General features: G+C 53.2%; 12 protein-coding genes. All 12 read left to right on the top strand.

Going from position 1 to position 12469, the window contains the following annotated elements:
- Positions 1 to 18: 18 nt before the first annotated feature.
- The 12 genes from Dvar_RS13705 (at position 19) to Dvar_RS13650 (ending at position 12440) form a co-directional block, all read left to right on the top strand.
- Positions 19 to 801, top strand: a complete 783-nt coding sequence (locus Dvar_RS13705) for a hypothetical protein (protein WP_419662267.1) — start codon at positions 19 to 21, stop codon at positions 799 to 801.
- 86 nt (positions 802 to 887) lie between these two features.
- Complete coding sequence (locus Dvar_RS13700; protein ID WP_419662266.1) at positions 888 to 2204, top strand: MipA/OmpV family protein; 1317 nt, start codon at positions 888 to 890, stop codon at positions 2202 to 2204.
- A 25-nt stretch (positions 2205 to 2229) separates the two neighbouring features.
- The gene (locus tag Dvar_RS13695; protein ID WP_419662265.1) at positions 2230 to 3309 is read left to right on the top strand and encodes a hypothetical protein; all 1080 of its coding nucleotides are present in this window, start codon (positions 2230 to 2232) and stop codon (positions 3307 to 3309) included.
- 14 nt (positions 3310 to 3323) lie between these two features.
- On the top strand, positions 3324 to 3785 hold the full coding sequence (locus Dvar_RS13690) for a glycine zipper 2TM domain-containing protein (protein ID WP_419662264.1): 462 nt from the start codon (positions 3324 to 3326) through the stop codon (positions 3783 to 3785).
- A 182-nt stretch (positions 3786 to 3967) separates the two neighbouring features.
- Positions 3968 to 5242: an esterase/lipase family protein gene (locus Dvar_RS13685; protein WP_419662263.1), complete on the top strand. Its 1275-nt coding sequence runs from the start codon at positions 3968 to 3970 to the stop codon at positions 5240 to 5242.
- Between the two features lie 75 nt (positions 5243 to 5317).
- The gene (locus tag Dvar_RS13680) at positions 5318 to 6172 is read left to right on the top strand and encodes a hypothetical protein (protein WP_419662262.1); all 855 of its coding nucleotides are present in this window, start codon (positions 5318 to 5320) and stop codon (positions 6170 to 6172) included.
- Positions 6173 to 6259: 87 nt separating this feature from the next.
- Positions 6260 to 7147, top strand: coding sequence for a hypothetical protein (locus Dvar_RS13675; RefSeq protein ID WP_419662261.1), 888 nt, complete (start codon positions 6260 to 6262; stop codon positions 7145 to 7147).
- Positions 7128 to 7661, top strand: a complete 534-nt coding sequence (locus tag Dvar_RS13670; protein ID WP_419662260.1) for a hypothetical protein — start codon at positions 7128 to 7130, stop codon at positions 7659 to 7661. The genes Dvar_RS13675 and Dvar_RS13670 overlap by 20 nt, the downstream gene beginning before the upstream one ends.
- 84 nt (positions 7662 to 7745) lie before the next feature.
- Entirely contained in the window at positions 7746 to 8327 is a 582-nt protein-coding gene (locus tag Dvar_RS13665) for a DJ-1/PfpI family protein (protein ID WP_419662259.1), read from the top strand.
- Positions 8328 to 9270: 943 nt separating this feature from the next.
- Positions 9271 to 9843: a response regulator gene (locus tag Dvar_RS13660; protein ID WP_419662258.1), complete on the top strand. Its 573-nt coding sequence runs from the start codon at positions 9271 to 9273 to the stop codon at positions 9841 to 9843.
- Between the two features lie 190 nt (positions 9844 to 10033).
- Entirely contained in the window at positions 10034 to 10912 is an 879-nt protein-coding gene (locus Dvar_RS13655; protein ID WP_419662257.1) for a methylenetetrahydrofolate reductase, read from the top strand.
- 241 nt (positions 10913 to 11153) lie between these two features.
- Entirely contained in the window at positions 11154 to 12440 is a 1287-nt protein-coding gene (locus Dvar_RS13650; protein ID WP_419662256.1) for a (Fe-S)-binding protein, read from the top strand.
- Positions 12441 to 12469 lie beyond the last annotated feature (29 nt).

Genomic DNA, 12469 nt, shown 5'->3' with positions numbered 1-12469 from the left:
TTTCTGTAGGAGGCTAAAATGATTCGCCTTTCAATAAAAACCGTTCCAGTATATATTGGTTGGATACTCACAATCTTTATTCTGGCCTTCCCGGTCCATGCAGAAACAGACAGCGATGGCAAGTGGCAATTTCAGATTGCCCCGTATGCCTGGCTATGCGGACAAAAAGGAGATCTCGCGACCCAGCCGGGATTGCCGGCCGCCGAGGTCGACATCGATTTTTATGATGACATCCTCGGCAACATCAACGGATCATTCTCTCTGATCGGCGAGGCCCGCAAGGGCCGGTACGGCGTGGTGGCCGACATCGACTATTCGGATATCGAGGACGATGAGGCCACTGCCGGCCCTTTTTATTCAACGCTCACGACCCGCACAAAAAGCTGGATCGTCTCGGCGGCCGGCCTGTATCGACTGATCCAGGAGGATCAAACCTTTCTGGACGCCGTTGCCGGGGTAAGATACTGGTCCGTGGATTCTACACTGGAATTCGGTGCCGGAATCCTGCCCGCGACCGAGCGGTCCAACCGTGAGGATTGGGTGGATCCTCTCATCGGCATCAAAGGGCTGTTGCCACTTGGCACATCCAAGTTTTTCATCAGTGGCGCCTTCTCCATGGGAGGCTTCGGCATGGGGTCGGATTTCATGTGGGATGCAATGCTCAACCTGGGGTATCAATGGACACCCATGTTCTCCATCACCGTCGGGTACCGCTATCTGGACGTCGACTATGATGAAAATGATTTCTTGTATGATGTCAGCCAGCAGGGGCTTGTTTTCGGGCTGTCCTGGCGGTTCTAACAAGTGCCCATCCAGAAATGGCCAAGCCAATTTTAGCTTTGGCCGATATCGGCGTTACACAAAAAATTTAATCCTCGGAATATCAGATGAAAGTCAAAACTATTCTTTTAGGATTGTCGATCGCGTTGCTAATCCTCATTGGGCACAATGCTTTTTGTGAGGAACAACCACCTGAAAACCATCAAACCAGGGCACCCGACAAGTGGGGCATTGCCATGGGGCTTCGTTCGGCGACCATTGTATTTGATGCGGAAAAAGGTGTCGTAAACGATGTCGTGCCTTTGATTTTTTATGAAAACGGTCCGCTGTTTATCGATGGGCTTGAGTTCGGATACAGGCTTTTTCAAAAAGAAAAATGGCAATTGAGCCCGTTTGCCCGATACCGGTTCTTTGACATTCCCGAAAGGTACCAGAACGAGATTCGAGAATCCGGATTGGATATGGGGGGGCAGTTTACCTATCATTTCACAGACTGGCTGCATACGAACGTCGAGGTATTAAGTGATCAAAGCGGACGTTTCCACGCCAACCTGGCACCAGGAATAAATTTCGAACGAGGGATTTGGGAACTCAGATCTTATGCACGATTTCGCTGGAAAAGCGCCGCATTCAACGATCGCTATTACGGCCTGGGAAGAGAAGATCCAGGCATGGCCATGGACGCTCAGCTCGCCGCCGACATCCGCTTGCACGTTTGGCGGAATTTGTATTTGCTGGCAAGGGGCAGTATTCTCTTTCTGGACAGCGATACCCGGGACGTCTCCTTTATCGATGAATCCTACCAGAGCGAAGCCTTTTTGGGGATCGGCTTTTTCAATGACAAAAAAGATCCCGTGAACACGTTAGCATCCAAACCGTATGTCCGTCTGGCCCATGGCTGGGGAACCGAATCCAATCTGGGTGAAATCATGACCGGAAATACCGAAAGCGATCCTTACAACAATCAGCTTTCCTCTGTTTTTCTTGGTGTTCCCCTGGCCGATCGGCTGTTTACCCTGCCCATTGCAACCTACCTGACGCCCGGAATCGTGCACCATCACTCATCGGATGTGCAAGACCGATCCACCGAATACGTTCTGGCGGTAAAATTCTATTACACGATCAAATGGCCGATTCCATGGCGTTTGGGATTTGCCGAAGGCTTGTCGTATCTGGACCGGATCCCCTACCTGGAAGAAAAAGACATGCAGGAGAAAGACTACCGCCCCAGCCAGCTGCTCAATTTTCTGGACTTTTCTTTAGACCTGAGCCTGGGGCACCTTTTGCGTGTCGAATGGATGGAAGACCTGTGGCTGGGGTACAGCATTCATCACCGGTCCGGAATCTATTCCAAATCGTCCGCTTTCGGACGGATTTCCGGGGGCAGCAACTACAATACGGTATACCTTCAGTACCACTGGTAACCTTTGATGAAAAGGAGGCACGCGGATGCAAACTCAGAATTCATTCAGACCGCCGGGACACTGCCGCCATCTGCAAAAGCAGCTCACCTGGCTGATCGCTGTTATTTTTCTCTTGGTAGCGTGTGGCGGCTGTGCGACAATGAAAAAGAAATTCACACCAAGTACCAAAGCCAACATCGGTCTGTTCGCCGATAACACGATTGCCATACTCGACGATTTGGAACTGGATATGTCGCGCAATGAAACGGTTATCACGCGGCGCTTTTTCAACCCATCGGAACCCGAAGAGCGTAGGGTGCTGGCGCTGGCGGACCAGACAAGAAAAGGAATCGGCAGGATTGTACAATATTCGATCTCCCTCGTTTCTTTGTCCGAATCCTCCGGAACCGAACAGGACAAGGTGGCCGCCTATGCCGACTACGTGGCCACGTTCAAATCCAACATCGTGCAACGGCTGAATATGGATCCCCACCACTATGACGCCCTCATTGATGATATCCGTCGGCAAAGCGATTTACTGTCCGCCTTGCAGACGGCACAACCGATCCTCAACCGGGCGGTGATGGACGGCATCATGCGCCTTTCCGAACTCAGTGCGGCGATCGGCACGCTGGCGGAAAAAATCGACGGCAAGATCGAGGCTGAATACGCGGATATCATCCGCTATCACGAGAAGCTGGAAGATGAAAAGTTTTTCATTTTGAGCGCCTTCGAGACCATCTACGATGCCTATCGAACCGATTCCCCCGACCTGAGCGGCTTGGCGAAAAGCGGCGTCATCTGGATACCGGAAATTATCCCCAAGGGCCGGCCTACGCAAAAGGAACTCCGGGAGATTGCCAAGCATCTGCAAGGTCGTATGAATGCCATGCACAAGGTTCAGCAGGAAATTCAATCGGATTGGGAGGAATACCGGAGCGGTTTGCGGGAAGTCGACAATGTGGCCACGGCCACCGTGGAACGGATCAACCGCATCAGATTGATTTTGCTCGTATGGGTGCGAGCCCACCAGAAGATGGCCTCCGGTGTCGTCGAATCGGCCGAGTGGTTCGATATCAACGATGCCCCCCGACAGCTCATCAATCTTGGGATGAAATCACTGTAAAAGGAGCATAAAAAATGAAAAAGAGAACAAATATCATCGTCATTGTTTTGAGTATCGCTTTATCCATGTGGGGCTGCCAGGCCAGCCAGGGCAGTAAAACCTATACGCCGGGTCAGGCGCAAACCCCACTATCCGTGTATTACGGGACGGTCCTCAAGGTTTCCGAGGTCACGATCCAGAGTCAGCAAACCGGTGCCGGGGCGGTTGGAGGCGCGATCGTCGGCGGCGTCATCGGCTCCACCATTGGCAGTGGCCGCGGACGAAAGCTGGCAACCACCGCCGGTGCACTGGGTGGCGCGGCGGCGGGCAATGCCGCTGAAGGTGCGGCTGCCCAGAAGCCTGCCCTTGAAATCGAGGTTGAAATGGATGACGGCCGCGTTTTGGTGGTCGTCCAGGAAAAAGACGATGAATTCGCCGTCGGCGACCGGGTTCGTCTGATTAAGAGCCCGGACGGCACCTATCGTATCAGACAGTAAGTATTCAATGATGGCGTCTTTGAAGCAAGGCCAGCATCAGCAATTGCAATTATGCCATATCGAACGTTCCGATTGCGATTACGAGCACCGCTTCACTGAGCACAACTGACTGGCATTGGCGTTTTTTCGTGCTCGTACGCGTAATCGATCATCGTTCTTATTCGTTACCAGGGATGGACAATATGTGGAAACATACCCGACCAATGGTCATGACCGTGGCTGCCATCGCATTAGTGGCATTGATAGATGGTTGCGTCTTTAGAGAGCTGAAAAATGATTTAGCAGAATATGAAGAGTCGTTTGCCCTTGTGGGTGAAATCCTCACCCCAACCACGGACCAGGGAAAAGTCATTGTCATCTTATTTTCCGAAACGGATGGAAAGCAAATTCCAATTCGCTATGTGTTTCCCGAAAGTACAGGGCATTTCTCTTTTTTGGTTGGACCGGGGACCTATTATTTAAGGGCTTTTGAAGATCTCAATGAAAACCTCGATCATGATTGCGGAGAATTGGCCGGACAATATGGAAAACCGATCATCGTCGCCCCGCCGAAATCGAATGCGAGGAAACCGGGTGGCAGAGCCCGGCAGAATCTGAATATTCAGTTATCGCCGGCGACCCAATTTGTCGATGGCCTGGACATGGCAGATGACCTGGCCATCACGCAAATGCCGGTATTCAAGCTCGGCACGATTGCAAAACTTGATGCTCCGGTGTTTGATCAGGCCAATGGTAGCACCGGCTATTGGAAACCACTGGCCTTTATCAAGCAATTCGGCGTCGGCATCTACTTCCTGGAGCCCTATGATCCGGCACGCATCCCCGTGCTTTTCGTGCATGGGGCCACCGGCACGCCTACCGGCTGGCAGGACATGGCCGACAGCCTCGACAAAAGCCGGTACCAGTCCTGGTTCTACTATTATCCATCCGGCATCCGCCTGGACGTTGCCGCCGAGATCCTGCAAGGGATGATTCAAATACTGCACGACAAACACCAGTTCGATCGCCTTTACATCACCGCCCACAGCATGGGCGGACTCGTTTCCCGGGCGGCAATCCTGGCCAACCGGAATCATGCCGGCAGCGCGCCGATCAACCTTTTCGTTTCCCTGTCGACCCCCTGGGGCGGCGTTCGCATGGCCCAGAAAGGCGCCGAAAAAGCCCCCACGGCCATTCCAAGCTGGCATGATGTCGCTCCGGACAGCGAATTCATCCGGAAGATTTTCGGTCAATCCCTGTCTCCCGACGTCGCCTTTCATCTGTTTTTCAGCCACAAGGGCAATTGCAGCATGTTCATGGAAAACAACGACGGGACCGTGGAACTGGACAGTGAGCTCGACTACCGGGCCCAGGCCGATGCTGTTCGCATTTATGGTTTCAATGAAGATCACGGCAGCATCCTATCCAGCCTGAAGACCATTGAGCGTTATCGGGAGGTTTTAAAAGCCGCTCAATAGATGCAGCCGTGGACGGGTGTCCATCCAGATGATAGTCTGTGAAGATGCCAGCCAAAAGCCTTTAAGGAAAATCCGGTGAAAACCATTTTGCAAAACTGCATGGTGCTGCTCCTGATCGGTGTTCTGCTTCTGGCCTGTCAATCGGCACTGGCAGACGAGTTGAACCAACAGGAAAAGCCATGGAAAAAATTCAGTATCGATGCCGGTGTGTTTCTCACAGCCGTGGACAGCAGCGTCCGTTTTGGAACCGGTCTCGGAGTGGATATCGATGTGGAAAAGGCGCTGGATTTGGACTCGACCAGCACGGTCTTTCGCGCCGATGCGCTTTGGCGTTTCACCCCAAACCGTCGCCATCGGCTGGATTTTACCTGGTTTTCATTAAGGCGTGACGGCAACCGCCGGGTTACTGACGATATCACCATCGAGGACGACGATGGCAACACGATCACCATCCCATCGGGAACGTCGGTCGACGCCTATTTTAATCTCGACATCTACGAGCTGGCCTATAGCTATTCATTTTTTCAGGACGACCGCATCGATCTGGCGGCCGGAATCGGCATTTACGTGATGCCGATCGATTTCGGCATCAAAGTCAGCGGGCTTTTGGATGAGGAAGAGGAGGAAGAATTCACCGCCCCGCTGCCGGTATTCGCTCTGAGAATGGATGTCGCCTTAACGCCCCAGTGGTTCATCCGAACCGGTGCGCAGGTCTTTTATGCTGAAATTGACAATTTCACGGGATCGATCATGGAATTTCGAACCGCCCTGGAATATAATCCCTGGACGCATGTGGGCATCGGATTGGGATTTGACACCTTAGGGATTCGCCTGGAATCGGAAAATGAAGACTGGCCTGGGGTCGATCTGAAGGGCAAGGTCGAATTCAACTATGCCGGGATGCTGCTTTATCTGAGGGTGTTCTTTTGATTCCTCTACAAAACGACCTTGTCGGGAACTTTTCGTCTCTAACTTGAGCTTTCTGTAGAACCGCGAAAAGGAATAATGACATCCGACTTGAGCAAAAAACGTGTGGTCATAAAAACGTCAACGCACGCTGCTGTGCTTGCCATGCTGTCTTTCCTGGTGATGGTGGCAGCCTGTGCGCGAACGCCGAGCATCTATGTCATGAACCCGGTGCCACTTGAAACCGTTCGATCCGGGATATCGACCGTCGGCGTCAGCCTGTCCCCGAAGCTGCCGGAAACCAAGGTCCTGCTCCCGGCCAAGGGGGTATGGGGCGGAATCAAACGCGGCATCGTCTTCGGCGCGGCCCTGCCGGTGATGCTCGGCTTTGCCTCACCAGTGCCGGGAGGGACGTATCTGGGGCTTCTCGTCTCACCGTTCAGCGCAGTCGCCGGTGGTGTTTACGGCGTCTCAGCCGCTGTTCCTGCCCAGGAGGTTGAGCAGGCCGAGACAATGTTGACGATTGCAGCGGATAACCTCAAGCAGATGGGGCTGCGCGAACAATTTGTGAACCGCGTGATCGATTTGGGCAATGCACGGACACCGATTCAATTCATCCCCTATCCCGACGCATCCTTTGCACCGCCCCATCATGGTACCACCGAGCTACGTGATCCGAAATCGAATTCCATTAATGCACAATTATTAATTCGCGTGGAGGTAACCGGGCTTCGTGGAATTTACAGCATCAATCCGCCAATGGACACGTTTTTGCGGATCCATGCCCAGCTTATCCGCTCGGCGGACCGGAGCACCCTGCTCGACGAGCATTTAATCTGTGCCAGCGATGAGGAAAGAACATTTGCGGACTGGGCGGATCATGAAGGCATTGACCTGGTCGATGAATTCAAAAGTTGCGTACCTGAATTAGCAGAGAAAATCATCGATGATTTTTTTCTGGTCTATCCGGTGGAATGGAATGATGGTCAATCCGATTAGGTTGCCTGCCTGGCTGTCCTGTTTGCTCGTATGGAGCGTCGTGGCAGGAGCGGTCATCGCATGCGGAAAACCCGCGGTGATCGGTTTGCGCCCCGACTACCCACCGGTGGAGAAAAAATGGTATGCCCTGCTTGCCGAATTCGTTGAGGTCGACTCACTGGCCCCCACCTTTCGTTGGCAGCCGCTCAACATCGCGCTGGTAGCCCCATCGACAACCACAGGATACGCCCATGTCGACAAGGTGCATTATGAAATTCGTATCTGGCGTACCGTCACCAAGGGTACGGGAAAACTCGTTTACGCCCGAGACCGATTGACTGCCACTGAACACCGAATTCCCCTCCCCTTAAGCCCGGGTACCCGTTACTTTTGGAGTGTCCGCGCCCATTTTGAGATCAATGGCCGGCGTCGAATTACCGAATGGACATTGGCGGGGTATCTGCTACGGGCCGAAACCGTTCCCAACGAGGCCTGCCTGCGTTTTAAAACCCCTTTGGCGGAAAAGCGCAAATAAAACGATTAACAATCAGCAATTGTTCCCTCCTCTTTTGTTAGAAAGAGAAAGGACAGTCCGATAACCCAATCCAAGGAGGCAATTATGGCAGCAAAGAAGATTTTAATGCTCGTTGGTGATTTTGTTGAAGACTATGAAGTAATGGTGCCATTCCAGGCGCTGCAGATGGTAGGCCACACCGTCCACGCCGTATGCCCGGATAAAAAGGAAGGTGAGACGGTACGCACGGCGGTACACGATTTCGAGGGCGACCAGACCTATAGCGAGAAGCCGGGACACAATTTTACACTGAATGCCACGTTCGCAGAAGTAAAAACCGAAGACTATGACGCGCTGGTGATTCCCGGCGGGCGAGCACCGGAGTACATCCGTTTGAATGAGACCGTTCTCGACATTGTGCGGCATTTCGCAGATGCCGGCAAACCCATTGCCGCCATCTGCCATGGTGCCCAGGTACTGGCGGCGGCCGGCGTTATAAAAGGCAGATCGTGCTCGGCGTACCCGGCAGTCGGTCCTGACGTCACCTGCGCGGGCGGCCAGTACGTTGACATTCCGGTCTGCGATGCCCACGTGGATGGCAATCTGGTCACCGCACCAGCCTGGCCCGCCCATCCGGATTGGCTGGCCAAGTTCCTGGGCGTTCTGGGAACCAAGATTGAGTTATAGGTTTTTTTAGCGTGGTTGACACCCAAGATGAGCGGTTAGTCCTTAGGGTTCGCGCAAAAATAAATTCGCAGATTTTCAGTGTTCAGGCGCCCGCTCAGCAAGGCACGAAGACAAAGGAATATCAGGTATATTCCGTGTTTTCGCAACGCTGCTGAGCGGGATGGATGGGCGCTGAAAATGTGAAGTTATTTTTGCGCGAGCCCTTAGCAACTAACCGCTCCATTCAAGGTGTAATTATGGCTTTGGGAGATTCAGGGACATTATCCTAAACTGGGCGATTCAAATTCTGGTATGCATGAAAATTGGTAAACATGGTAATACGGCATAGCCGCTGCTTGGGTCCATAGCGGCGTTTAAACCGTTCGTTGGCTTGTGACAGAACCGATAGGACGAAATCTGAATCACCAAGGATGCGTTCATCGCCTTTGATACGGTCCATGCCTTTCAGCCGCATCTTCTTAACTTCTGACCACCCACCCAGGTTTCGAATCAATCCGCCGCCGACCAATTCGGTACGACGTCCCCATTTTTCACATTTTCACGAGCGCGACCGTTTGGCATTGGCGTTTTTTGTGCTCGTGCTCGTGCACGTAATCGTAACCGATCATCATTTATAACTATAATTCCTATAATAACTATAATAAGTGTATGCATTATGGCCGATTTTAGTTCAGCTTTTATAGTTTTTATAGTTTTTTTATTTTTATCTTGACATTGTTTATTGGGCATGATCTTTTTGACTAAAAAGGTCGGAAAGGCATTTGTTCCACATCGACATACCCCGTGCCATGCGAACCGTTCTCAAGTTCCCACCACCCGGTTGGATAATCACCCATCATCAATGTTCATGCCCCGCTCGCCCAAAGCCCACGCACAGCGTTCATTCCACCGGCAGAGAAAACCGTTTTTAAAACCCTTATGCAATTAAAGGAGGGATTGGACGATGGAAGATACACTTACCGTCTTCAAGGCCAGCAAGTATTGTAATGTCTCCTCGAAAACCATCATCAACTGGATCGACGCCGGACACATCAAGGCCTACAAGACCGTAGGCGGTCACCGGCGCATCAAACGCGGCGACATGGAAGCCTTCATGCAGCGCCAGGGCATCCCTATCCCGGAAGAGGAATTCGCCGATGAACGCCATCGCATTCTGGTCGTGGACGACGATCCGATCATCGTCGAGACCATCGTCCAGGCACTGGAAGAGGACGAATTCGATTACGAGGTGATCAGTGCCTCGGATGGATTCGAGGCCGGGCTGCAGGTCAACCACTTCCACCCCCACCTGATGATCCTGGATATCATGATGCCGGACATCAAGGGCAACGAGGTCTGCCGCAAGATCAAATCCAACGAGGATACCCGGGACACCAAAATCATCGTCCTGTCCGCCTACCTGGATGAGGAGAAGTTTGCGGAAATGAAATCCCATGGCGCGGATGTCTGTTTTTCCAAGCCGCTTCCTCTGCCCCAACTCAAGGAAGAGGTAGCCCGGTTGTTGGAGCTTAGATAGTGTCCATCCAGAAATGGCCAATTTGCCCGATATCGGCGTTGCCCGAAAAATTTTATCCTCGGAATATCAACCATATGCCTCCGGTAAAATTTTCCAGGCGCCTTGATCTAAGGCCAAATTTTCCTATTTCTGGACGAACACTGGATAACCGATCACTTTCGCCTTTCGGCCATAAATAAGGAGGCGTCGCATGAAACTCAAGGAAGCGTTGGAAAAAAAGAAATTTATCGTTACCTCGGAGGTTCAGGCCCCCATGGGAGACGATGATCCCGAAACATTGGTGGAAAATCTGAAACGAATCCGCGGCCGCATGGACGGTGTTGCCATTGCCGACGTGGAAATGGAAGGCATCGTCGGGGACAGCATCCGTACCTGCGAGCTGCTCAACGAGAATCGCTTCGATGCCATCTACCAGACCACCACCCGCGATAAAAGCCGTATTCAACTGCAAAAGGATCTGAACCATGCCCACGACTCGGGCGTCGAAAACCTGCTGGTGTTTACCGAGGATTACCGCATCTCCGGCGACAGCCTGCAGGAAACCATGTTCTTCCATGTGGACTCGGGCAAACTGGCCTCGGTCCTGCAGCATTTAAGAGATGGCCGCACCGTGGATGGCAAGGATCTGCCGAGCCCGGTGGATTTCATCATGGGTTCCGGGGTGGAGTCGCCCTGGGGTAAGAATGTGCCCAAACAGGGCATGAACGAACTGGAAACCATGCGCGAAATCGGTACCGGTTATTTCCTGACCACCCCGATCTTCGACCTGGATCAATTCGAGAAATTCCTGAAGCAGATCAAGACCTTTAATGTGCCGGTGATTGCCGAGGTGATGCTGCTCAGAAATGCCGCCATGGCCCGCTTCATCAACCGGCATTTCAAGGCCGGGCTGGTCCCCGACTGGGCGATCCAGAAGCTGGACAAGGCCCCCAACAAGCTCAAGGCCAGTGTCGAGTTGTTCTCCGATACGATCAAGGGCCTGCGCGATCTTTGCGATGGCGTGCACATCATCACCCTGGGCGGCATTGACAAGATTCAGCCGTACCTGGATGCGGCAAAAATTAGGTAGTGCCCATCCAGAAACGGCGCCTTTCACCCGATTCCGGCGTTGGGCAACAAATTCAAATCCTCAAAATATTACCAATATTCCTCCGGTTTGAATTTGTTAACCGCCTTGGACTCGGGCAAAATTCACCATTTCTGGACGGACACTAGGTAAGTAGGTTGTTAGCCTCAAGACTGAAGGTTAGCATATACACCCTTCAGTCTATCCACCTTCAGCCTAACCCCCTAAACCTGGAGGCAACCCAATGACCGACCCCATCGAGTTGGAAGATCTGGAGTGTCAATTCAAGGCGGACGTCCTCGAACAGGTGCCCGATTCGCTTTTGGATCTGTGCATGACCTGCGGCACCTGCACCGGCGGATGTCCGGCATCGGGCCTGATGGATATGGACCCGCGTAAACTGCTGCGCATGGTCAATCTGGGCATGGACGAACAGGTGAAAAAAAACAAGTGGGCCTGGGTGTGCACCATGTGTGCCCGCTGCGTCAATGCCTGTCCCATGAAAATCAACATCCCCAAACTGGTCTATCAGCTGCGCGGATCCTGGCCCCGGGACAAGCGTCCCAAGGGCATCCGCGGATCCTGCGATCAGCATATCCGCGCCGGCAACGCCATGGGCGTGCCCACCGAGGACTTCATCTGGACCGTGGAGGACGTGGCTGAAGAAATCCGTGAGACCCAGCCCCGGTTCAAGGACCTTAAGGTATCGGTGGACCGGGTGGGGGCGTATATGGCCATCAACCAGAACTCGCGCGAGCCGGTCACCGAGCCTGACGAGCTGGGCCCCTTGTGGAAAATTCTGCACCTGGTGGAAGCCGACTGGACCTACCCCTCGGTCATGTGGGCCGGTGAGAACTACTGTCTCTTTCTGGCCGACGAGGAAGGCTGGCGCTATATTCTGGAGGAATTCGTCGATCACATCGACAACACCCTGGGCTGCGAGCTGGTGGTCAACACCGAGTGAGGGCACAGTTACTTTGCGATCCTGGAAGGATTGCGAAAATTCAAGATTCCCCACCGCTTTGCGTTCACCAGTATCATCCAGCTCTACGCCCAGTGGATTCGTGAGGGCAAGCTCAAGGTCAACGCCGACTGGAACCGGGACCTGAAGGTCAAGTTCACGGTCCAGGATCCGTGCAATATCGTCCGCAAGACCCTGCGCCAGGAGATGGCCGACGAGCTGCGCTTTGTGGTCAAGACCATCGTGGGTGAGGAGAATTTCGTGGACATGGTCCCCTGCGGCGTCAACAACTACTGCTGCGGTGGCGGGGGCGGCGCCTTGCAGGGCGGGTTTCCCGACGAGCGTCGGGCCTACGGCAAAATCAAGTTCGATCAGGTCATGGCCACCGGCGCGCAGTATGTCATCGCGCCCTGCCACAACTGCCACACCCAGATCGAAGACGTGGGCGAGCATTACGGCGGCCACTACCGGGTGGTGCACATCTGGACCATCATGTGCATAGCCATGGGCCTCCTGGGAGAAAACGAACGCACCTATCTGGGACCGGACCTGGCCGATCTGGGTCTGTAGAACCGATACGGGAAGCGTTACAACAGCCG

This window comes from Desulfosarcina variabilis str. Montpellier (assembly GCF_048565275.1).
Taxonomy (GTDB): domain Bacteria; phylum Desulfobacterota; class Desulfobacteria; order Desulfobacterales; family Desulfosarcinaceae; genus Desulfosarcina; species Desulfosarcina variabilis.
The sequence above is the reverse complement of the archived record's forward strand: the minus strand, read 5'-3'. Positions and strand labels throughout refer to the sequence as shown.